Origin of the sequence: Leclercia sp. LSNIH8, from assembly GCF_002920195.1 — a bacterium.
GTDB lineage: Bacteria > Pseudomonadota > Gammaproteobacteria > Enterobacterales > Enterobacteriaceae > Enterobacter.
Map to the genome: position 1 here is coordinate 36776 of NZ_PQJY01000014.1, position 22839 is coordinate 59614.

The 22839-nt window shown below is 57.5% G+C and carries 23 protein-coding genes; 15 read left to right on the forward strand and 8 right to left on the reverse strand.

Features of this window, described 5'->3' with window-relative positions:
- Positions 1-2 precede the first annotated feature (2 nt).
- Genes hemX through hemC form a run of 3 tightly spaced genes read right to left on the reverse strand, consistent with a single transcriptional unit; the run spans position 3 to position 2881 of the window.
- Positions 3-1181 (reverse strand): uroporphyrinogen-III C-methyltransferase, encoded by a 1179-nt coding sequence (gene hemX, locus C3406_RS23885; protein ID WP_103825328.1) that lies wholly within the window; start codon positions 1179-1181, stop codon positions 3-5.
- Between the two features lie 21 nt (positions 1182-1202).
- Positions 1203-1943: a uroporphyrinogen-III synthase gene (gene hemD, locus C3406_RS23890; RefSeq protein WP_103825329.1), complete on the reverse strand. Its 741-nt coding sequence runs from the start codon at positions 1941-1943 to the stop codon at positions 1203-1205.
- The gene (gene hemC, locus C3406_RS23895; RefSeq protein WP_103825330.1) at positions 1940-2881 is read right to left on the reverse strand and encodes a hydroxymethylbilane synthase; all 942 of its coding nucleotides are present in this window, start codon (positions 2879-2881) and stop codon (positions 1940-1942) included. The genes hemD and hemC overlap by 4 nt, the downstream gene beginning before the upstream one ends.
- A gap of 345 nt (positions 2882-3226) precedes the next feature.
- Between hemC and cyaA the strand changes: the two genes are divergently transcribed.
- Positions 3227-5773, forward strand: coding sequence for a class I adenylate cyclase (gene cyaA, locus C3406_RS23905; protein ID WP_103825332.1), 2547 nt, complete (start codon positions 3227-3229; stop codon positions 5771-5773).
- A gap of 91 nt (positions 5774-5864) precedes the next feature.
- Here cyaA and cyaY read toward each other — a convergent pair whose 3' ends face one another.
- Positions 5865-6185 (reverse strand): iron donor protein CyaY, encoded by a 321-nt coding sequence (gene cyaY, locus C3406_RS23910; protein WP_103177447.1) that lies wholly within the window; start codon positions 6183-6185, stop codon positions 5865-5867.
- A gap of 136 nt (positions 6186-6321) precedes the next feature.
- On the opposite strand from cyaY, the gene lptM reads away from it, so the two are divergent.
- The 8 genes from lptM (at position 6322) to corA (ending at position 13244) form a co-directional block, all read left to right on the forward strand.
- Positions 6322-6525 (forward strand): LPS translocon maturation chaperone LptM, encoded by a 204-nt coding sequence (lptM, locus tag C3406_RS23915; protein WP_103177446.1) that lies wholly within the window; start codon positions 6322-6324, stop codon positions 6523-6525.
- A gap of 32 nt (positions 6526-6557) precedes the next feature.
- The gene (gene dapF / locus C3406_RS23920) at positions 6558-7382 is read left to right on the forward strand and encodes a diaminopimelate epimerase (protein ID WP_103825333.1); all 825 of its coding nucleotides are present in this window, start codon (positions 6558-6560) and stop codon (positions 7380-7382) included.
- Positions 7379-8086 (forward strand): DUF484 domain-containing protein, encoded by a 708-nt coding sequence (locus tag C3406_RS23925; protein WP_103825334.1) that lies wholly within the window; start codon positions 7379-7381, stop codon positions 8084-8086. Before dapF ends, C3406_RS23925 begins: the two co-directional genes overlap by 4 nt.
- Positions 8083-8985 (forward strand): tyrosine recombinase XerC, encoded by a 903-nt coding sequence (xerC, locus tag C3406_RS23930; RefSeq protein ID WP_103825335.1) that lies wholly within the window; start codon positions 8083-8085, stop codon positions 8983-8985. Before C3406_RS23925 ends, xerC begins: the two co-directional genes overlap by 4 nt.
- Complete coding sequence (yigB, locus tag C3406_RS23935) at positions 8985-9701, forward strand: 5-amino-6-(5-phospho-D-ribitylamino)uracil phosphatase YigB (protein WP_103825336.1); 717 nt, start codon at positions 8985-8987, stop codon at positions 9699-9701. Before xerC ends, yigB begins: the two co-directional genes overlap by 1 nt.
- A 75-nt stretch (positions 9702-9776) precedes the next feature.
- Positions 9777-11939: a DNA helicase II gene (uvrD, locus tag C3406_RS23940; RefSeq protein ID WP_103825337.1), complete on the forward strand. Its 2163-nt coding sequence runs from the start codon at positions 9777-9779 to the stop codon at positions 11937-11939.
- A complete protein-coding gene (ysgD, locus tag C3406_RS26955; RefSeq protein WP_103825338.1) occupies positions 11900-12145 on the forward strand; it encodes a YsgD/CorL family protein in 246 nt (81 codons plus the stop codon). Before uvrD ends, ysgD begins: the two co-directional genes overlap by 40 nt.
- Before the next feature lie 148 nt (positions 12146-12293).
- Complete coding sequence (gene corA / locus C3406_RS23950; RefSeq protein ID WP_039031208.1) at positions 12294-13244, forward strand: magnesium/cobalt transporter CorA; 951 nt, start codon at positions 12294-12296, stop codon at positions 13242-13244.
- 80 nt (positions 13245-13324) lie between these two features.
- Here the strand turns inward: corA and rarD are convergent, their stop codons facing one another.
- Complete coding sequence (rarD, locus tag C3406_RS23955) at positions 13325-14221, reverse strand: EamA family transporter RarD (RefSeq protein WP_103825339.1); 897 nt, start codon at positions 14219-14221, stop codon at positions 13325-13327.
- A 51-nt stretch (positions 14222-14272) separates the two neighbouring features.
- On the reverse strand, positions 14273-14740 hold the full coding sequence (gene yigI, locus C3406_RS23960; RefSeq protein WP_103177439.1) for an acyl-CoA thioesterase YigI: 468 nt from the start codon (positions 14738-14740) through the stop codon (positions 14273-14275).
- Between the two features lie 156 nt (positions 14741-14896).
- On the opposite strand from yigI, the gene pldA reads away from it, so the two are divergent.
- The 3 genes from pldA to rhtC all read left to right on the forward strand — a co-directional run bounded on the left by pldA (position 14897) and on the right by rhtC (position 18360).
- On the forward strand, positions 14897-15757 hold the full coding sequence (gene pldA, locus C3406_RS23965; protein WP_103825340.1) for a phospholipase A: 861 nt from the start codon (positions 14897-14899) through the stop codon (positions 15755-15757).
- Positions 15758-15848: 91 nt separating this feature from the next.
- Positions 15849-17678 (forward strand): ATP-dependent DNA helicase RecQ, encoded by a 1830-nt coding sequence (recQ, locus tag C3406_RS23970; RefSeq protein WP_103825341.1) that lies wholly within the window; start codon positions 15849-15851, stop codon positions 17676-17678.
- Between the two features lie 61 nt (positions 17679-17739).
- Positions 17740-18360, forward strand: coding sequence for a threonine export protein RhtC (rhtC, locus tag C3406_RS23975; RefSeq protein ID WP_103825342.1), 621 nt, complete (start codon positions 17740-17742; stop codon positions 18358-18360).
- Here rhtC and rhtB read toward each other — a convergent pair.
- Complete coding sequence (rhtB, locus tag C3406_RS23980; protein ID WP_103825343.1) at positions 18357-18977, reverse strand: homoserine/homoserine lactone efflux protein; 621 nt, start codon at positions 18975-18977, stop codon at positions 18357-18359. The genes rhtC and rhtB overlap by 4 nt on opposite strands.
- 109 nt (positions 18978-19086) lie before the next feature.
- Here rhtB and pldB point away from each other — a divergent pair, with 109 nt between their 5' ends.
- The 3 genes from pldB (at position 19087) to C3406_RS23995 (ending at position 21887) form a co-directional block, all read left to right on the forward strand.
- Positions 19087-20079 (forward strand): lysophospholipase L2, encoded by a 993-nt coding sequence (gene pldB, locus C3406_RS23985; protein WP_103825344.1) that lies wholly within the window; start codon positions 19087-19089, stop codon positions 20077-20079.
- Between the two features lie 25 nt (positions 20080-20104).
- Entirely contained in the window at positions 20105-20905 is an 801-nt protein-coding gene (gene yigL / locus C3406_RS23990; protein ID WP_103177433.1) for a sugar/pyridoxal phosphate phosphatase YigL, read from the forward strand.
- A gap of 82 nt (positions 20906-20987) precedes the next feature.
- A complete protein-coding gene (locus C3406_RS23995; protein ID WP_103825345.1) occupies positions 20988-21887 on the forward strand; it encodes a carboxylate/amino acid/amine transporter in 900 nt (299 codons plus the stop codon).
- Here C3406_RS23995 and metR read toward each other — a convergent pair.
- Positions 21775-22728, reverse strand: coding sequence for an HTH-type transcriptional regulator MetR (gene metR / locus C3406_RS24000; protein ID WP_103825346.1), 954 nt, complete (start codon positions 22726-22728; stop codon positions 21775-21777). The genes C3406_RS23995 and metR overlap by 113 nt on opposite strands.
- Between the last annotated feature and the right edge of the window lie 111 nt (positions 22729-22839).

The following is a 22839-nucleotide window of genomic DNA, read 5'->3' on the forward strand; positions in this document are numbered from 1 at the left end:
AATTACTCTCCTTGCGGTGCGCTGTCAGGGGCGGGAGCTGGCGCTGGGGCAGGAGACTGCTCCGCCGCTTCGCCCGGCTGTGCCAGCAGGTTACGCACGCGCGTCTGCATCAGCCTCTCCAGAATCGGCTGGCTCTCCAGCTTATCCGGTACGTTCATGGTGATGTTCTGTTGACTCAGCTTGTCCACCTCTTCGAGGAAGGCGGTAGTGGTGGCATCGTCGGTATCGTAGTAAGCGCGTACCCAGGTGGAGACATTATCCAGCGCCTGCTTGTAGGTCTCTTCCTGATGACGAGGCACAGCCTGCGCGGCCACCAGCAGACGTGAACGCAGGTTCTCGCGCAGGTAGACGTCCTGATTCGGCGCGAGCAGCGGTACGGCGGTCTCATCGCGGCGGCGAACGGTGATAAAGCTGTCCATAAAGTTCTGCCAGCTTTTTTGCAGGTTGATGCGCCACTCGCTCAATGAGCTGGAGAGTTCGCTGCTGTCGGAATCCATCGGGGAGTCGTCGTCATTATTATCTGCCAGACGCAGGTTATCGATCTGGTTCGACAGCTGATTCACTTTCAGGATGATGCCGTCGTAGTCCACCTGGGAAACGGTCGACAGGCTGGCGATATCCGCAGTGAGTGCCCGGCGGGCAGTGATCAGGCTTGGGTCGTTCATATCGCCCAGGCTGGCATCGGCGCTTTTCAGCAGCGCGGCAGCGGTGGTGACATCCTGATCGCTCCACAGCTTGCGCCCGGCCAGTTTGACCAGGAAATCAGCCTGCGCCAGCAGCCAGGTTTTGGCATCGGTACCGGAAATGGCCGCCACTTTTTGCTGCATTTCATCCAGCTGTTTGGTCAGCTCGTCCTGCTTACGGGTGGCGGCGGCCAGCTGATCGGCCTGCTGTTTGATCACCCCATCCAGCTCGGCTTTTTGCGACTGCTGCGCCTGTTGCAAGGCGGTGATTTGCGTCACCAGTTCGTCGTTCGTGGCAACCTGATTGGTAGCTTGTTTTTTCACCAGCCCATACAGACCGACGCCAGCGGCCAGCGCAATGGCGATAGCAATCGCGCTTAACGCCAGACTGGTTTTATTGCTGCCATGCTTTTTCTCTGTCGTTTCTGGCTGTGGCGTGGTGTCCACAGTCTCCCTGGTCTCTTCAACCACGGCGGAGGATTTTTCTTGTTCCGTCATTATGGCTTCCCATTATGAGAGTTATTGTAATGCGCGCAGCAGCGCATCGTTGTCGGCGTTATCAGCGATCCGAATATCTTGCCAGCCCAGTTCCCGGGCGAGGTTCGCCAGACGCTCACTGACGACCAGAAGCCGACAGCGGAGTAACCAGTTTTCACGATACCATTGTGGGATCAGCGACCAGAGGTGTTGCAACATTTCGCCGCTGGTCACCACAAGGGTAGTGACGCCGCGCGACTGCCAGCGCATCGCCTCTTCTGCACCGTCATAGTATTTATTACAACGTTGATAACATTCGCAAAATGTCACTTCTGCTCCACGCTCACGCAGCGTGTCGCCCAGCAGTTCCCGCCCACCGTTGCCGCGCAAAATCAGAATGCGCTTTCCCACAACGGTTTGTAATTCAGGTAATTGTAGCAACACTTCGCTGGTTTCCCGAACCAGCGGGTAGCGAACATGCTTGCCACTTTCGGTGTGCAGCGCCAGGGCGGTGGTTCTGCCGATAGCGAAATAGCATGGCGCATCCGGCCAGCGCTGGCCCTCCTGCTGCAGCCGGGCGTGGGCAAATGTCACGGCATGTTGTGACAGGGCAAACAGCATGTCATCGGCCCGCAGCGCGGCAAGATGGCCCGCGAGCAGGGGAAGTTCCCGGCCCGGGGTGAACTCAATCAGCGGAAAACTCCACGCCACCTGCCCCAGTGCGCGCAGACGGCTCACTAACTGATCTCCTGCGGGAGAAGGGCGGGTGACGAGAATACTCATGCCGGGGGTTCTCCATTATAGACATCCGCGAGAATTTCACGGGCGCCGTTATCCAGTAGCTCTTCCGCCAGCGAAATACCCAGCTGCTCGGCGTCCTGCGGTTTGCCGCGTCGTTCGCCGCGTACCATCTGCGAACCGTCCGGCGCGCCAACCAGCGCGCGCAGCCACAGTTTGCCATCTGTTAATTCAGCATAGCTGCCAATCGGCACCTGACATCCCCCTTCCAGGCGGGTATTCATGGCGCGCTCCGCCTGCACACGGATCGCGGTCTCGTCGTGATTGAGCGGCGTCAGCAGCGCATGGGTACGGGTATCGTCGAGTCGGCACTCAATGCCCACCGCGCCCTGGCCCACGGCCGGCAGCGACTGTTCCGGGGAGAGCGCCGCCTTGATACGCGACTCCAGTCCCAGTCGTTTCAGGCCAGCCACCGCCAGAATAATGGCGTCATATTCACCGTTGTCCAGCTTGCTCAGGCGGGTGCCGACGTTACCGCGCAGGGAGCGGATGATGAGATCCGGGCGATACTCGGCCAGCTGGCACTGGCGGCGTAAACTTGACGTGCCAACGATGCTCCCGTGTGGCAGAGCATCCAGGGAGTCGTAGTGATTTGAGACAAAGGCATCGCGTGGATCTTCCCGCTCGCAAATCGTGACCAGACCCAGCCCCTCAGGGAAATCAACCGGGACGTCCTTCATGGAGTGAACCGCGATATCGGCACGACCTTCAAGCAGTGCCAGCTCAAGCTCTTTTACGAACAGGCCTTTCCCGCCCACTTTCGCCAGCGGTGTATCAAGGATGACATCACCGCGTGTCACCATTGGCACCAGCTCTACACGCAAACCTGCATGGCAGGCCTCAAGGCGCTGCTTAACATAATGTGCCTGCCAGAGCGCAAGGGGGCTTTGGCGTGTGGCAATTCTTAAAACATTGTCTAACATGCTTGTTACCGTCTTAATCGTCTGCTGACCATCCTAACATTGTTGTCTCAGGACTGTCAGGTTTACGGACGTAGAAGGGGTTCAGGACAGGGCTGCGATACAGGTTGCCTGCTGCCGTATTCAGGAATTTACACGTACAGAACGGTGCTACACTTGTATGTAGCGCATCTTTCTTTACGGTCAAACGGCAAGGTGTTAAATTGATCACGTTTTAGACCATTTTTTCGTCTCCGAGACCATAAAGATAAGGGCGAAAAAGGGCGACGGCTACTTTCGAAATACTGTGAATGCGTTATCCTCGGTCTTGCTGAAGGTGAGCGCTTTCTGAACATCAGGCGATACGTCTTGTACCTCTATATTGAGACTCTGAAACAGCGACTGGATGCCATCAATCAACTGCGCGTCGATCGCGCGCTTGCTGCCATGGGACCTGCTTTCCAGCAGGTTTACAGTCTACTGCCGACATTGTTGCATTATCACCATCCGCTGATGCCGGGTTACCTCGATGGTAACGTTCCCAAAGGCATCTGCCTTTTCACGCCTGATGAAACCCAACAGCACTATCTGAAAGAGCTGGAACTCTATCGCGGTATGCCGGCGCAGGAGTCGCCAAAAGGCGAACTGCCTATCACTGGCGTCTACACCATGGGCAGTACCTCTTCGGTGGGGCAAAGCTGCTCGTCGGATCTTGATATCTGGGTCTGTCATCAATCCTGGCTTGATAATGAAGAACGTCAACTGCTGCAGCGTAAATGCAGCCTGCTGGAGAGCTGGGCGGCATCGCTCGGCGTGGAAGTCAGCTTCTTCCTGATTGATGAAAACCGTTTCCGCCATAATGAAAGCGGCAGTCTGGGGGGCGAAGACTGCGGCTCGACCCAGCACATCCTGTTGCTGGATGAATTTTACCGTACCGCCGTGCGCCTCGCCGGGAAGCGTATCCTGTGGAGTATGGTGCCGTGCGACGAAGAAGAGCATTACGACGACTACGTCATGAAGCTCTATGCCCAGGGTGTCCTGACGCCAAACGAGTGGCTGGACCTGGGGGGCTTAAGCTCGCTGTCTGCGGAAGAGTACTTCGGCGCCAGCCTGTGGCAGCTCTATAAAAGTATCGATTCCCCATACAAAGCGGTGCTGAAAACGCTGCTGCTCGAAGCCTATTCCTGGGAATACCCGACCCCGCGCCTGCTGGCAAAAGACATTAAACAGCGTCTGCATGATGGCGAGATCGTCTCTTTCGGTCTTGATGCCTACTGCATGATGCTTGAACGCGTCACCGAATATCTGAAAGCCATCGACGATCCGACCCGTCTCGATCTGGTTCGTCGATGTTTCTACCTCAAAGTCTGTGAGAAGCTCAGCCGTGAGCGCGCCTGCGTTGGCTGGCGTCGTGAAGTGGTCAGTCAGTTAGTCAAAGAGTGGGGATGGGACGAAGAGCGTCTGTCGATGCTCGATAACCGCGCCAACTGGAAGATCGATCAGGTGCGTGAAGCGCACAACGAACTGCTCGATGCGATGATGCAGAGCTACCGTAATCTGATCCGCTTTGCTCGTCGTAACAACCTCAGCGTTTCCGCCAGCCCGCAGGACATTGGGGTACTGACCCGTAAGCTGTACGCGGCGTTTGAAGCGCTGCCGGGTAAAGTGACGCTGGTGAACCCACAGATTTCGCCGGACCTGTCTGAACCGAACCTGACCTTTATCTATGTTCCACCGGGTCGTGCGAACCGTACCGGCTGGTATCTCTACAACCGTGCCCCAAGCATGGATTCGATCATCAGCCATCAGCCGCTGGAATATAACCGTTACCTGAACAAGCTGGTGGCGTGGGCCTGGTTTAACGGCCTGCTGACTTCCCGCACGCGTCTGTTTATTAAAGGCAACGAGATTATCGATTTAGCCAAGCTGCAGGAAATGGTCGCCGATGTGTCGCACCACTTCCCGCTGCGTCTGCCTGCGCCGACGCCGAAAGCGCTCTACAGCCCGTGCGAAATTCGCCATCTGGCGATTATCGTCAACCTGGAATATGACCCGACGGCGGCGTTCCGCAATCAGGTGGTCCATTTCGATTTCCGCAAGCTGGACGTCTTCAGCTTTGGCGAGCAGCAAAACTGCCTGGTGGGCAGCGTCGATCTGCTCTACCGCAACTCGTGGAACGAAGTGCGTACCCTGCACTTCAACGGCGAGCAGGCGATGATCGAAGCGCTGAAAACGATTCTCGGCAAAATGCACCAGGATGCCGCGCCGCCGGACAGCGTCGAGGTGTTCTGTTATAGCCAGCATCTGCGCGGCCTGATCCGTACCCGCGTGCAGCAGCTGGTCTCTGAATGTATCGATCTGCGCCTCTCCAGTACCCGTCAGGAAACCGGGCGCTTTAAAGCGCTGCGCGTCTCCGGCCAGACATGGGGCCTCTTCTTTGAACGTCTGAACGTCTCGGTGCAGAAGCTGGAAAACGCTATCGAGTTCTACGGCGCCATTTCGCACAACAAACTGCACGGTCTGTCGGTACAGGTAGAGACCAACCACGTCAAACTGCCGCAGGTGGTGGACGGCTTCGCCAGTGAAGGGATTATTCAGTTCTTCTTTGAGGAGACGGGGGAGGATGCCGGGTTCAATATCTATATCCTTGATGAAACCAACCGCGCTGAGGTGTATCACCACTGTGAGGGCAGCAAAGAGGAGCTGGTGCGCGACGTCAGCCGCTTCTACTCCTCTTCCCATGACCGCTTCACCTACGGCTCAAGTTTTATCAACTTCAACCTGCCGCAGTTCTATCAGATTGTGAAGGTGGATGGCCGTGCGCAGGTGATCCCGTTCCGCACCCAGGCGATTACCCCTGTCGTCCCTGACAGACAGGACGCCAGCACCCCGCTGTTGCAGCAGTATTTCTCCTGACGGCCATTGCCCGGTGGCGCTACGCTTACCGGGCCTACAAAGGCACGAACCCGTAGGCCGGATAAGCGAAGCGCCATCCGGCAAAACAGCCTTAGCGGAAGCTCACCTCTTCACCTGACTGCTGCGTTGCTGCCTGCTCAAGCAGATCCCAGAAGGTCTCACCGCTGCGATCGCAAATCCACTCGTCGCCTTTCAGGTCGAAGTGGTAGCCGCCCTGTTTAGTGGCCAGCCACACCTGGTGAAGCGGCTCCTGGCGGTTAATAATGATTTTGCTGCCGTTTTCGAAGCTGATGGTCAGCACGCCGCCATTGATTTCACAATCGATGTCGCTGTCGCCATCCCAGTCATCCAGGCGTTCTTCGATGGTTTGCCACAGGTTATCGGCAAGGCGATGGAATTCACTGTCATTCATGGTTCTATTCCTGTTTTTCGTGATGGCGGCAGTATAACGCTAAATAATTCCGGTTGCAGGTTAGCGGCAAACTCTTGCTTTTGCGCCTTCTCCTGCGATGATAGAAAACAGATTTGAACTTACAGGCAACATGATAATGAAAAACGTTTTTCGAACGCTTGCCGTTCTCCTTACGCTGTTTAGCCTGACCGGATGTGGTCTGAAAGGGCCGCTCTATTTCCCGCCAGCAGATGAAACCGCGCCGCCACCGACCAAAAAAGTGGAAAGCCCAGTGCAAACCACCATGCCAGATCGTAACGATCGTGGCGATAACAACGGTCCAAGCCAGGTCAATTACTGACAAGCGCTCCTGTCCGCGCAATGGAGTAAATAATGCAGTTTTCTAAGATGCATGGCCTTGGCAATGACTTTATGGTCGTCGACGCGGTAACGCAGAATGTCTTCTTTTCCCCGGAGCTGATCCGCCGTCTGGCCGATCGGCACCTGGGGGTGGGGTTTGATCAGCTGCTGGTGGTTGAGCCGCCCTACGATCCGGATCTCGATTTTCACTATCGTATCTTTAATGCCGACGGCAGCGAAGTCTCCCAGTGCGGCAACGGCGCGCGCTGTTTTGCCCGTTTTGTCCGTCTGAAGGGGCTCACTAACAAGCGCGATATTCGCGTCAGCACCGCCAACGGACGGATGGTACTGAGCGTGACCGACGACGAGCTGGTGCGGGTGAATATGGGCGACCCAAACTTCGAACCCTCGCAGGTGCCGTTCCGCGCCAACAAAGCGGAAAAGACCTATATCATGCGCGCGGCGGAACAGACAGTCTTGTGCGGCGTGGTCTCCATGGGGAACCCGCACTGCGTGATTCAGGTTGATGACGTGGCGACGGCGCCCGTCGAAACCCTCGGCCCGGTGCTGGAGAGCCATGAGCGTTTCCCTGAGCGCGCCAACATTGGGTTTATGCAGGTTCTCACCCGCGAACACATTCGTCTGCGCGTTTTTGAACGTGGCGCAGGCGAGACGCAGGCGTGCGGCAGCGGTGCCTGTGCGGCCGTCGCGGTGGGGATTACGCAGGGTTTACTGGCACCAGAGGTTCGCGTGGATTTGCCAGGCGGGCGTCTTGATATCGCCTGGAAAGGCCCGGGTCAGCCGCTCTATATGACCGGCCCGGCGACACAAGTTTATGACGGGTTTATCCATCTATGAAACAACCAGGAGAAGAACTGCAGGAGACGCTGACGGCAATGGACGACCGGGCGGTTGTTGATTACCTGCTGCGCCATCCTGATTTCTTTATTCGCAATGCGCGTGTCGTTGAAGAGATGCGCGTCCCGCACCCGGTCCGCGGTACGGTCTCGCTGGTTGAGTGGCATATGGCGCGCGCGCGCAACCATATTAACCATCTTGAAGAGAACATCTCCCTGCTGATGGAGCAGGCGAGCAGTAATGAAGGGCTGTTCTATCGCCTCCTGCACCTGCAATCCCGGCTGGCGTCGGCCAGCAGCCTGGACGAATTTCTTCTCCGTTTGCATCGCTGGGCGCGGGATCTGGGGCTGGCGGGTGCCACGATACGCCTCTTCCCGGACCGCTGGCGCATTGGCGCGCCCTCACGTTTTACCCATCTGGCCCTGTCGCGTCAGGCGTTTGAGCCGCTGCGCATTCAGCGTATGGGGCAAGCGAACCACTATCTTGGACAACTGAATGGTCCTGAGCTCCTGGTGGTACTGCCAGAGGCCAAAGCTATCGGGTCGGTAGCCATGTCCCTGATGGGGCGCGACGGCGAGCTTGGTGTGATGCTGTTTACCAGCCGCGATCCGCATCATTACCAGCAGGGACAAGGCACACAACTGCTGCAGGAGATTGCGCAGATGCTGCCCGAGCTGCTGGAGCGCTGGATTGAACGCGTATGACGGACGCTCAGCTGGCACCTGCCGTTACCCGTTTTCTGCGCTATCTGGGCGTTGAGCGCCAGCTCAGCCCAATCACCCTGTTGAACTATCAGCGTCAGCTTGATGCCATCATGCAGTTAGCCGATGAAATCGGCCTGACGAGCTGGCAACAATGTGATGCCGCTACGGTGCGCACGTTTGCCGTGCGCAGCCGCCGTAAAGGGCTAGGCCCGGCCAGCCTTGCGCTTCGGCTCTCGGCACTGCGCAGCTTCTTTGACTGGCTGGTCAGCCAGGGCGAACTCAGCGCCAATCCGGCCAAAGGGATCGCCGCCCCGAAAGCGCCGCGCCATCTGCCCAAAAATATCGACGTGGATGACGTTAACCGCCTGCTGGATATCGATCTCAACGATCCGCTGGCGGTGCGTGACCGCGCCATGCTTGAGGTGATGTACGGCGCCGGCCTGCGTCTTTCCGAGCTGGTTAACCTGGATATCAAACACCTCGATCTGGATACCGGGGAGGTGTGGGTGATGGGCAAAGGCAGCAAAGAGCGGCGCTTGCCCATTGGCCGCAATGCCGTGGTGTGGATTGAGCACTGGCTCGATCTGCGCGGCCTGTTCGGCACCGAAGAGGATGCGCTGTTCCTCTCGAAGCTTGGCAAGCGCATCTCGGCGCGTAACGTGCAAAAACGTTTTGCCGAGTGGGGGATCAGACAAGGGCTGAACAGCCATGTCCATCCGCATAAACTGCGCCACTCGTTCGCCACGCACATGCTGGAGTCCAGCGGCGATCTGCGTGGGGTGCAGGAGCTGCTGGGCCACGCCAACTTGTCCACCACCCAAATCTATACCCATCTTGATTTTCAACACCTTGCCTCGGTGTACGACGCGGCGCATCCACGCGCCAAACGGGGGAAATAATGCGTTTTTATCGTCCATTAGGCCATATCTCAGCACTGACGTTCGACCTTGATGACACCCTTTACGACAACCGCGAGGTGATCCTGCGTACCGAGCAGGAAGCGCTGGCGTTTGTGCAAAACTACCATCCCGCGTTAAAAACGCTGGAAAATAAAGAGTTCCACCGCCTGCGCCAGGCGTTACGGCAAACCGAGCCGGAAATCTATCACGACGTCACCGAGTGGCGGCGTCGCGCCGTTGAACAGGCGATGCTCAATGCCGGCCTCACCGCCGCCGAAGCCGCGCTTGGCGCAGAGGCGTCGATGGCGCACTTTGCCCAATGGCGCAGCCGCATCGACGTGCCGCAGGAGACCCACGACACGCTGGCGAAACTGGGCGAGAAGTGGCCGCTGGTGGCCATCACCAACGGCAATGCCCAACCGGAGCTGTTCGGCCTGGGCGACTACTTCGAGTTCGTGCTGCGCGCAGGCCCGCACGGGCGCTCCAAGCCGTTCAACGATATGTACCATCTGGCGGCGGAGAAGCTCGGCCTGCCGCTGGGCGAGATCCTGCACGTGGGTGATGACCTGACTACCGACGTGGCGGGCGCGATCCGCTGTGGCATGCAGGCCTGCTGGATCAAGCCGGAAAATGCCGATCTGATGCAGACCGCCGACAGCCGCCTGCTGCCGCACATCGAAATTTCACGGTTGGCATCCCTCACCACGCTGATATAATCATCAATTGTTCTGTATAAATTAACAGGGTTTTGCGAAGCGCTTTCGCATGCCCGCCATGACGTGACGGTGCCAATGGACGTTTCTTACCTGCTCGACAGCCTTAATGACAAACAGCGTGACGCGGTTGCCGCGACGCGCACCAATATGCTGGTGCTGGCAGGGGCGGGCAGTGGTAAGACACGCGTGCTGGTACACCGTATCGCCTGGCTACAGAGCGTGGAGAACTGTTCGCCGTACTCAATTATGGCGGTCACCTTCACCAACAAAGCGGCGGCGGAGATGCGGCATCGTATCGCCCAGCTGATGGGCACCAGCCAGGGCGGTATGTGGGTTGGCACCTTCCACGGGCTGGCGCACCGCCTGCTGCGTGCGCACCATCTGGACGCCAACCTGCCGCAGGACTTTCAGATCCTCGACAGCGAAGATCAGCTGCGGTTGCTGAAGCGCCTGATCAAAGCCATGAACCTCGACGAGAAGCAGTGGCCGCCGCGTCAGGCAATGTGGTACATCAACAGCCAGAAAGACGAAGGGCTGCGTCCGCACCATATCCAGAGCTTTGGCAACCCGATTGAGCAGACCTGGCAGAAGGTCTATCAGGCCTACCAGGAAGCCTGCGATCGCGCCGGGCTGGTGGATTTTGCCGAGCTGCTGCTGCGCGCCCATGAGCTGTGGCTCAACAAACCGCATATCCTGCAACACTACCGCGAACGCTTTACCAATATCCTGGTGGACGAATTCCAGGATACCAACAACATTCAGTACGCCTGGATCCGCCTGCTGGCGGGCGACTCCAGCAAGGTGATGATCGTGGGTGACGACGATCAGTCCATCTACGGCTGGCGCGGCGCCCAGGTCGAGAACATCCAGCGCTTCCTCAAGGATTTTCCCGGCGCTGAGACCATCCGCCTGGAGCAGAACTACCGCTCCACCAACAACATTCTGAGCGCGGCCAACGCCCTGATTGAAAACAACAACGGGCGTCTGGGTAAAAAGCTGTGGACCGAGGGCATCGACGGCGAGCCGATCTCGCTCTACTGCGCGTTTAACGAGCTGGACGAAGCCCGCTTTGTGGTTAACCGGATCAAAACCTGGCAGGACAACGGCGGCGCGCTGGAGCAGTGTGCCATTCTCTACCGCAGCAACGCCCAGTCGCGCGTGCTGGAAGAGGCGCTGCTGCAGGCGAGTATGCCGTACCGCATCTATGGCGGGATGCGCTTCTTCGAACGCCAGGAAATTAAAGACGCGCTCTCCTATCTGCGCCTGATTGCCAACCGTAACGACGACGCGGCCTTTGAGCGCGTGGTTAACACCCCAACGCGCGGCATTGGCGATCGCACCCTCGAGGTGGTGCGTCAGACCTCCCGGGATCGTCAGCTGACGCTGTGGCAGGCGTGTCGCGAGCTGCTGCAGGATAAGGCCCTCGCCGGACGAGCGGCCAGCGCGCTGCAGCGCTTCCTGGAGCTGATCGAAGCCCTGGCGCAGGAAACCGCCGATATGCCGTTGCACGTTCAGACCGATCGGGTAATCAAAGACTCCGGCCTGCGCATGATGTACGAGCAGGAGAAGGGCGAGAAAGGCCAGACCCGTATCGAAAACTTAGAGGAGCTGGTGACGGCTACGCGCCAGTTCAGCTACAACGAAGAAGATGAAGATCTGATGCCGCTGCAGGCGTTCCTGTCCCATGCCGCGCTGGAAGCGGGCGAAGGGCAGGCCGATACCTGGCAGGACGCCGTCCAGCTGATGACCCTGCACTCGGCCAAAGGGCTGGAGTTCCCGCAGGTGTTTATCGTCGGCATGGAGGAGGGGATGTTCCCGAGCCAGATGTCGCTGGATGAGGGCGGTCGTCTGGAAGAGGAGCGTCGTCTGGCCTACGTCGGCGTGACGCGCGCGATGCAAAAGCTGACCCTGACCTATGCGGAAACCCGCCGTCTGTACGGCAAAGAGGTTTACCACCGGCCGTCGCGTTTTGTTGGCGAGCTGCCGGAAGCGTGCGTGGAAGAGGTCCGTCTGCGGGCCAGCATCAGCCGCCCGGTCAGCCATCAGCGTCTGGGTGCGCCGATCTCGGAAAACGACAGCGGATTCAAACTCGGCCAGCGTGTGCGCCACGCCAAATTTGGTGAAGGCACGATTGTGAATCTGGAAGGCAGCGGGGAGCACAGCCGTCTGCAGGTGGCGTTCCAGGGGCAGGGGATCAAATGGCTGGTGGCCGCTTACGCCCGGCTGGAAGCAGTGTAACTTTCCGAAAAATATCACTATTTTTTAATAAGCTGCCAGACTTATACGCTGAAGGGCATTTAAAGTTCTTCAGCGTTTCGTTGCGTGTTGACGCCGCTGTGACTGCTGGCGTAACATGCGCGCACGATTACGCTAAGAGGACATTCGCCTTGGACACACCCAGTAGATGCTGGCTCAATTCCCTGTCATCCAGGAACAACTCCTAAGGCTATCTCCTCACGCTGATGCCCTTAGTGGTTGTCAGCGACAATTATTCCCGTCGCGCTGAGTCAGGCTGTTTAATGGTCTGAAACCCAATTTGTTTCTGTGTGCCCACCGAACTGTCCGATATTTTTTGCATTGGGAGTCCCGGTCATGCTGAGCGCATTTCAACTGGAAAAGAACCGACTGATTCGGCTTGAAGCTGAAGAGTCACAACCCCTCATTGATGCCGTTTGGGTAGATCTGGTCGAACCGGATGACGACGAACGCCTGCGCGTACAATCTGAGCTCGGACAAAGCCTGGCCACCCGCCCGGAACTGGAAGACATCGAAGCATCGGCCCGTTTCTTTGAAGACGAAGATGGCCTGCATATTCACTCCTTTTTCTTCTTTGAAGATGCAGAAGATCACGCCGGTAACTCCACCGTCGCATTCACCATCCGCGATGGCCGCCTGTTTACCCTGCGTGAGCGTGAGCTGCCTGCGTTCCGCCTCTACCGTATGCGCGCCCGTAACCAGGCGATGGTGGACGGTAACGCCTACGAGCTGCTGCTCGACCTGTTTGAAACCAAAATCGAACAGCTGGCGGATGAGATTGAAAACATCTACAGCGATCTGGAAGAGCTGAGCCGGGTGATCATGGAAGGGCATCAGGGCGATGAGTACGATGAAGCGCTGTCAACGCTGGCAGAGCTGGAAGATATCGGCTGGAAAGTCCGTCTGTGTCTGATGGATACCCAGCGCGCGCTCAACTTCCTGGTGCGCAAGGCGCGTCTGCCGGGTGGGCAGCTGGAGCAGGCGCGTGAGATCCTCCGCGATATCGAATCCCTGCTGCCGCACAACGAATCCCTGTTCCAGAAGGTGAACTTCCTGATGCAGGCGGCGATGGGCTTTATCAACATCGAGCAGAACCGCATCATCAAGATCTTCTCGGTGGTGTCGGTGGTCTTCCTGCCGCCTACATTAGTGGCGTCCAGCTATGGGATGAACTTCGAGTTTATGCCGGAGCTGAAGTGGAGCTTTGGCTACCCGGGGGCGATTGTCTTTATGGTGCTTGCCGGGCTGGCGCCGTATCTCTACTTTAAGCGCCGTAACTGGCTTTGAGTGTTGTGTCGGGTGGCGGCTACGCCTTACCCGGCCTACGATCGTATTCCCTCTCCCTGTGGGAGAGGGTGAGGGCAATACTACAGCCCTCTGCGCGTCCTGCGCTGGGTATAAATCGCATCCGCCACAAACACCGCCAGCGCCACCCAGATAAACGCGAACGTCACCATCTTATCTGCCCCCGGCACTTCGCCGTAGAACAGCACCGCCAGCAGGAACATCAGCGTCGGGCCGATATACTGGAAGAAGCCCAGCGTTGACAGGCGCAGGCGCGTTGCCGCACCGGTAAAGCAGAGCAGCGGGATGGTCGTGACCACACCGGCCGCCATCAGCATCACATTCAGCGTCCACGGGTTGCTGCCCATGTGGCTGGTGCTGCTGTCGGCGATAGCAAACAGATAAATGGCGGCCACCGGCAGCAGCCACAGGGTTTCAAACAGCATCCCGGTTTGCGCTTCGACGGCGATTTTTTTACGCACCAGACCATAAAAGGCGAAGCTGAACGCCAGCCCCAGAGCGATGATCGGCAGCGAGCCAAAGGTCCACAGCTGAACCAGCACGCCACAAAAGGCCAGAAGCACCGCCAGCCACTGCATCCGGCGGAAGCGCTCGCCGAGGAACAACATCCCCAGCACGATATTCACCAGCGGGTTAATGAAATAGCCGAGGCTCGCCTCCAGCATATGCTGGTTGTTTACCGCCCAGATGAAGAGCAGCCAGTTGCCACCAATCAGTACGGCGGAGAGCGCCAGCAGGAAAATTTTCTTAGGCGTTTGCAGAAGCGTTTTCACCCCTGACCACTGACGGCTTACGCTCATCAGCGCCACCATAAAGAAAAACGACCAGATTATGCGGTGAGTGAGAATTTCATCGGCAGGAACGTAGTGAATCAGCTTGAAGTACGCGGGCGCGATACCCCAAATAAAATAAGCGGCAAGTGCGAGTAAAACGCCTTGCCGCGTCTGTTTAGCATCCATCAGGAAAATCCGTTACAAATATGTCACGCAATTTTACCCGATTTTACCGTCTCAACCCACCATATATGTGGCAGTTGCGCTGGCGATATAGAGCTGCTCTTCGTTATGTAACTCCACGCGGGCGACGGCGACTTTATTGCCCGCACGCAGCAGGCTGCTGCTGGCGGTGAAGCGATTGCCGCGACCCGGGCGCAGATAATCGACGCGCAGATCGATGGTTCCCATTCGCGACAGGCGCTGACGCAGCTCATCTTCGTTAATGGTGTCGTGGCGGGTCAGGGTGCTACCAACGCAGACCAGACCGGCAGCAACGTCAAGGGCGGAGGCAATAACGCCGCCATGCAGAATGCTTTGTGCCCAGTTACCGACCATCATTGGCTGGTTGTTAAAGCTCAGTTGGGCGAAATCTTTTTCGTAGCGCTCCAGCTCCAGCCCCAGAGCACGGTTGAACGGCATGTGGTAGACAAAAATCTCGCCGACAAGCTTCAGCGCTTCTTCGGCAGTAAGCGTGGCAGACATAACACGTCACATCCTTATTGTTAAAAGAATGTTGATTTTATGCCCCATCAAATTGAATTGCCAGATTCGGAGCACAGGTGAAGCCACTCACCATTAAATATGCTAAAAGGGATCAAAATATTTCTCATTAAAACGCTTTGCAGGAGAGCAACACCGATGCGGACATATCAGGCCGTACTCATGGCGGCGGCTGCGCTGCCTCTTTCGGCATTTGCGCAGGACGCGACAACTCAGGAGGTGCCTGCCGTGCGGGGCAGTATCATCGCTAACCTGTTGGAGGAGCACGATAATCCTTTTACGCTCTATCCTTATGACAGCAATTACCTGATTTATACCGTGACCAGCGACCTCAATAAAGAGGCGATCAAAACTTATGACTGGGCCGACGATTCGCAGAAAGATGAGGTGAAATTCCAGCTGAGCCTCGCCTTCCCGTTATGGCGCGGCATTCTGGGGCCAAATTCGATTCTGGGTGGCTCTTACACGCAGAAGTCGTGGTGGCAGCTATCAAACAGCGATGAATCCTCGCCGTTCCGTGAGACCAACTACGAGCCGCAGCTGTTCCTTGGCTTTGCTACCGACTACTCGCTGGCGGGCTGGACGCTGCGGGACGTGGAGTTTGGCTACAACCATCAATCCAACGGGCGCTCCGACCCCACCTCGCGCAGCTGGAACCGTATCTATAGCCGCCTGATGGCGCAGAACGGCAACTGGCTGGTGGAGGTGAAACCCTGGTATGTGGTGGGTAACACCGACGATAATCCGGATATCACCAAATACATGGGCTACTATCAGCTGCGGGTGGGCTATCAGCTGGGCGAAGCGGTGCTGAGTGTGAAAGGGCAGTACAACTGGAACACCGGCTATGGTGGTGCAGAGATGGGCGTCAGCTACCCGCTGACCAAACATGTTCGTCTGTATACCCAGGTCTACAGCGGTTATGGCGAGTCCCTCATCGACTACAACTTCAACCAGACCCGCGTGGGTGTGGGCGTGATGCTGAACGATCTTTTCTAGCCTCCTCGAATGTTTTTCTCTTAAACGTTGAAGTTTCTCTCGCAGGCGCTGAAAATAGCGCCTGTTTTAATTTCGGGCAAATGGGGTTGATGTGGTGCAGGCGGAAGTCGTTAATCAGGAGTCGCTGGCTAAACAGGTTTTGCATGAAACCTTTGGCTATCACCAGTTCCGCCCGGGCCAGGAAACCATCATCAACACGGCCCTTGAGGGGCGTGACTGTCTGGTGGTCATGCCGACAGGCGGCGGTAAATCGCTGTGCTATCAGGTTCCCGCGCTGGTACTGAATGGCCTGACGGTGGTGGTGTCACCGCTGATCTCGCTGATGAAAGACCAGGTCGACCAGCTGCTGGCGAACGGCGTGGCGGCGGCCTGCCTCAACTCTACCCAGACCCGCGAGCAGCAGCAGGAGGTGATGGCCGGGTGCCGCACCGGGCAGGTTCGTCTGCTCTATATCGCCCCGGAACGCCTGATGCTGGATAACTTCCTTGAGCATCTGGCGCACTGGAATCCGGTACTGCTGGCGGTAGACGAAGCGCACTGTATCTCCCAGTGGGGGCATGATTTCCGTCCAGAGTATGCCGCGCTCGGTCAGCTGCGTCAGCGCTTCCCGTCGGTGCCGTTTATGGCCCTTACCGCTACCGCCGACGACACCACCCGGCAGGATATTGTCCGTCTGCTGGGGCTCAACGATCCGCTGATTCAGGTCAGCAGCTTCGACCGCCCGAACATCCGCTATATGCTGATGGAGAAATTTAAGCCCCTCGATCAGCTGCTGCGCTACGTCCAGGAGCAGCGCGGCAAATCCGGCATTATCTACTGCAACAGCCGGGCGAAGGTTGAAGACACCGCCGCCCGTCTGCAAAGCCGCGGCTTCAGCGCCGCCGCCTATCATGCGGGGCTGGAAAACCACATTCGTGCCGACGTGCAGGAGAAATTCCAGCGCGACGATCTGCAAATTGTGGTGGCGACTGTCGCCTTCGGTATGGGCATCAACAAGCCGAACGTGCGCTTTGTGGTGCATTTCGACATTCCGCGCAATATCGAATCCTACTACCAGGAGACAGGCCGCGCCGGGCGTGATGGCCTGCCCGCCGAGGCGATGCTGTTTTACGATCCGGCCGATATGGCCTGGCTGCGTCGCTGCCTGGAAGAGAAACCCCAGGGGCAGTTGCAGGATATCGAGCGTCATAAGCTCAACGCGATGGGCGCCTTTGCCGAAGCGCAAACCTGCCGCCGTCTGGTGCTGCTGAACTATTTTGGCGAGGGACGCCAGGAGTCGTGCGGCAACTGCGATATCTGCCTCGACCCGCCGAAGCAGTACGACGGGCTGATGGACGCGCGCAAGGCGCTCTCCACCATTGGCCGCGTCAATCAGCGCTTCGGGATGGGCTACGTGGTGGAAGTGCTGCGCGGCGCCAACAATCAGCGTATCCGCGAGATGGGCCATGACAAGCTGCCGGTCTACGGTATTGGCCGCGATCAGAGCCACGAGCACTGGGTCAGCGTGATCCGCCAGCTGATCCACCTGGGCTTTGCGACCCAGAACATTGCCCAACACTCCGCGCTGCAGCTGACCGAAGCCGCCCGTCCGGTGCTGCGCGGCGAAGTGGAATTGCAGCTCGCCGTGCCGCGCGTGGTGGCGCTGAAACCGCGTGTGATGCAGAAATCCTACGGCGGCAACTATGACCGTAAGCTGTTTGCCAAACTGCGTAAGCTGCGCAAGGCCATCGCCGACGAAGAGAATATCCCACCTTATGTGGTGTTTAACGATGCCACGCTGATTGAGATGGCCGAACAGATGCCGCTCAGCGCCAGCGAAATGCTCAGCGTCAACGGCGTGGGTACCCGCAAACTGGAGCGCTTCGGCAAAGAGTTTATGGCGCTGATTCGCTCCCATACGGATGGTGATGATGAGGAGTAGTCAGCCCGGCAAAAAAGTGCCAGGATGATTGCTCCCTGAACTATTTCCCCGCGAGTTAATTATGTTAACCCTGTTTCTGACCGTGGCGCTGGTGCATATTGTGGCGCTGATGAGCCCTGGCCCCGACTTTTTCTTCGTGTCCCAAACGGCGGTGAGCCGTTCGCGCAAAGAGGCGATGATGGGCGTGCTGGGCATTACCCTTGGCGTTATGGTCTGGGCTGCCCTGGCACTGCTGGGCCTGAACCTAATCCTCGCTAAGATGGCCTGGCTGCATAACATTATTATGGTTGGCGGCGGCCTCTATCTGTGCTGGATGGGCTATCAGATGCTGCGCGGGGCGTTTAAGAAAGATGACAGCGAAACGCCTGAGCCAAAAATGGAGCTGGCGGCCAGCGGACGCAGCTTTGTGAAAGGGCTGCTGACCAACCTGGCTAATCCAAAGGCCATTATCTATTTCGGTTCGGTATTTTCACTGTTTGTGGGTGAGGATGTCGGTGCCGGGGCGCGCTGGGGCATCTTCCTGCTGATCGTTCTGGAGACGTTTGCCTGGTTCACCGTGGTGGCAAGCCTGTTTGCGTTACCCTCCATGCGACGCGGCTACCAACGTCTGGCGAAGTGGATTGACGGCGTTGCCGGCGCGTTATTCGCCGGCTTCGGCATTCATCTGATCCTGTCGCGTTAAGCGTGCCTTGCTGATGCCAGCAGCGCACCCACCAGCATAAACAGCGAACCGAACACTTTATTCAGGGCCTTCATCTGACGAGGCCCTTTAATCCATGTCGCAATCCGCGTAGCCAGCGTCGCATAGCCAATCATCACAATGATATCGACCACAATGGTGGTCACGCCAAGCACCACGTACTGCATGATCTGGGGCTGATGCGGCACGATAAACTGCGGAAACAGGGCCGCCAGGAAGACGATGCTCTTCGGGTTGGTCAGGTTCACAAACACTGCCCGCTTAAACAGTTTTCCCCTGCTTTGCGTCTGGGCGAGCGTGTTGAGGTCAAGGGACCCTGCGGCGCGCCACTGCTGAATACCCAGCCAGATCAGATAGGCTGCCCCAGCCCATTTCAGCACTTCGAAGGCCAGCACCGAACGGGAGAAGAGCGTGCCGAGCCCCACGCCGACCAGCACAATGTGAATAGCCAGCCCGGTTTGCAAGCCGGCAATCGACGCCGCTGCGCCGCGATAGCCGTGGTTCATGGCGGTGGTCATGGTATTGATCGCCCCTGAGCCCGGTGAAAGGCTGAGGATAATGGATGTCAGCAGGTAGGCGAACCACCACTCAAAGGTCATTTGAAACTCCCGAATCGTCTATTTTTATGCCACAATACGCTAATGTTGCGTCATTTTACGGCCTGTCACAAAAAAACGATATTCCTTGGCTTACAGGGGCGTAAACCCGATGTTTCAGCTGAATAAGGACTGGGAAACGCGAGAAAAGGCATTTGCTGCTTTCTCCATGGGACCGTTGACCGATTTCTGGCGCCAGCGCGAGGAAGATGAGTTTACGGGCGTCGGGGATATCCCGGTACGCTTCGTTCGTTTCCGTGATGAAAAAAATGACCGGGTGATTGTCGTCTGCCCCGGGCGTATCGAAAGCTACATCAAATATGCCGAGCTGGCGTACGATCTGTTCCATCTGGGTTTTGATGTGTTAATTATCGACCATCGCGGGCAGGGGCTTTCCGGTCGGATGTTGCCGGATACCCATCGTGGCCACGTGGAAAACTTCAGCGATTACGTCGACGATCTGGCCGCATTCTGGCAGCAGGAAGTGCAGCCCGGCCCGTGGCGCAAGCGCTATATTCTTGCGCACTCCATGGGTGGCGCCATTTCTACGCTCTTTTTGCAGCGCTACGATCACCAGTGCGATGCCATTGCGCTTACCGCGCCGATGTATGGCATTGTGATACGTTTTCCGGACTGGATGGTGCGCCATCTTCTCGACTGGGCTGAGGGCCATCAGCGCATTCGTGAAGGCTACGCCATCGGAACAGGACGCTGGCGGGCTTTGCCTTTTGCCATCAACGTCTTAACCCATAGCCAGCAGCGTTATCGCCGCAACCTGCGTTTTTATGCCGATGAACCGCGCTTGCGCGTTGGCGGCCCCACCTGGCACTGGGTTCGCGAAGGTATTCTGGCGGGTGAAGAGGTATTGGCGGGTGCCGGTCAGGACGATACGCCCACGCTCATCCTTCAGGCTGAAGAGGAGCGGGTAGTGGATAACCGCATGCACGACCGCTTTTGTGAACTGCGAGCCGCAGCCGGTCACCCCTGTGAAGGGGATAAACCGCTGGTCATAAACGGCGCGTACCATGAGATCCTTTTCGAAAAGGACGCCATGCGCTCAGTCGCACTCCACGCCATCGTCGACTTTTTCGACAGGCATAACTGATATTCACCAGAGGTTAAATTTTTCTATGTACCAGGTTGTCGCGTCTGATTTAGATGGCACGCTGCTCTCCCCCGATCACACTTTATCGCCCTACGCGAAAGAGACCTTAAAACTTCTGACTGCCCGTGGCGTGAACTTTGTCTTCGCCACCGGCCGCCACCACGTTGATGTGGGGCAGATCCGCGATAATCTGGAGATCAAATCCTACATGATCACCTCCAACGGCGCCCGCGTGCACGATCTGGACGGGAATCTGATCTTCACCCATAACCTCGATCGCGACATCGCCACCGATCTGTTCGGGATCATGCACAACAACCCCGACATCATCACCAACGTCTATCGCGATGACGAGTGGTTTATGAACCGTCACCGCCCGGACGAGATGCGCTTCTTTAAAGAGGCGGTATTCAACTATTCGCTGTATGAGCCGGGCCTGCTGGAGCCGGAAGGCATCAGCAAGGTGTTCTTTACCACCGACAGCCACGAAGCGCTGCTGCCGCTGGAGCAGGCGATTAACGCCCGTTGGGGCGATCGGGTTAACGTCAGCTTCTCCACGCTGACCTGCCTGGAAGTGATGGCGGGCGGCGTCTCCAAGGGGCATGCCCTTGAAGCGGTAGCCAAACGCCTGGGCTTTGATCTTAAGGATTGCATCGCCTTTGGCGACGGCATGAACGACGCCGAAATGCTCTCCATGGCGGGCAAGGGCTGCATCATGGAAAACGCCCACCAGCGCCTGAAAGATCTGCACCCGGAGCTGGAAGTGATCGGCACCAACGGTGATAACGCGGTACCAAAATATCTGCGTAAGCTGTTTCTTGAATAATCTTCATTTGGTTGTTTAACGTTCAGTTGTCAACCAAAGAGTTCGCTACAATGCCTGTCCATCTTTTCAAGAGACAAGCATTGTGGCGCTACTCATTATCACCACTATTCTGTGGGCCTTCTCCTTTAGCCTGATTGGCGAATACCTTGCCGGTTCGGTCGATAGCTATTTCTCGGTGCTGATGCGTGTGGGGCTGGCGGCGCTGGTGTTCCTGCCGTTCCTGCGTACGCGCAGACAAACGCTGAAAACCATTTTGCTCTATATGCTGGTAGGCGCGATGCAGCTCGGCATCATGTACCTGTTCAGCTTCCGCGCTTACGTCTACCTGTCGGTATCGGAATTCCTGCTGTTTACCGTGCTCACGCCGCTCTATATCACGCTGATTTATGACCTGCTGAGCAAACGCCGTTTGCGCTGGGGCTACCTGCTGAGCGCGGCGCTGGCGGTGTTGGGCGCGGCGATCATTCGCTATGACAAAGTGAGCGACCACTTCTGGACCGGGCTGATGTTCGTCCAGCTCGCCAACATCAGCTTTGCCATCGGCATGGTGGGGTATAAGCGTTTGATGGAAACCCGTCCGATGCCGCAGCACAACGCCTTTGCCTGGTTTTATATGGGCGCGGCGATTGTGGCAGTGGCGGCATGGTTCATGTTGGGGAACCCACAAAAACTGCCGACCACGACGCTGCAGTGGAGCGTGCTGGTCTGGCTGGGAGTGGTGGCATCCGGGCTGGGTTACTTCATGTGGAACTATGGCGCCACGCAGGTGGACGCCGGAACGCTTGGGATCATGAATAACGTTCACGTCCCGGCGGGCCTGCTGGTTAACCTCGCCATCTGGCAGGAACAACCGCACTGGCCGAGCTTCATTATTGGGGGTACGGTGATCCTGGCTTCATTGTGGGTACATCGCCGTTGGGTCGCTCCGCGCTCCGGACAAACGGCAGATGATCGCAGGCGTGATTCCGCGCTGAGCGAATAAAAGCCTCGGTGACAGGTTGACGCTGCTCGCCATCGCGCACAGCAGAATAGAGCCGGCTCCACAGTCCTTCACCCAGGGTTCTGGTCACGACCAGGCCCTGGCGTTCAAAACTCTCCACCACCCAGTGTGGTAATGCGGCAATCCCCATGCGGGCTGCCACCATCTGAATTAACAGCAGGGTATTGTCCACGCTTTTCAGCTGCGGGCTGATGCCTGCCGGCTGCAGGAAGTGACGCCAGATATCCAGACGACTGCGCTGGACCGGGTAGATCAGCAGCGTTTCGGTCGCCAGATCTTCCGGCGCAATGCGCGTTCTGGCAGCCAGCGGATGATCCGGGGCCAGCACCAGGCGAACTTCAAAATCAAACATTGGCGAATAGTGCAGGCCGCTGCGCGGCAGAATATCCGAGGTCATGACCAGATCCAGCTCGCCCTGCTGGAGCGACGGCTGCGGGTCAAAGGTCACGCCGGATTTAAAGTCCATCTCCACCTGCGGCCATCTCTGGCGGAAGTTCTCAAGCGCGGGTGTCAGCCACTGGATACAGCTGTGGCACTCAATGGCGATGCGCAGCCGGGTTTGCTGTGGCTCATGGCAAGCCTGCAACGCGCTGGCGATCTGCGGCAACACCTGATTCGCCAACTGCAGCAGGATCTCACCCTGTGGCGTGAAGCGTAGCGGCTGACTCTTACGCACAAACAGACGAAAGCCAAGGCGCTGTTCCAGATCGCTGAACTGGTGGGAAAGGGCGGATTGCGTCTGGTGCAGCGCCGCCGCCGCCGCCGCAAGAGAGCCGCAGTTCCGCAACGCCTGGAGCGTTTTCAGGTGTTTTATCTCGATCATGAATGTCCTTCACTTCGCCATGAACAATTTGCGCTTGAGGAATATACAGTACCTACACATTATGGAAGTGTAAACATCTGGACGGCTAAATACTGAAAATTCCATAAGGGG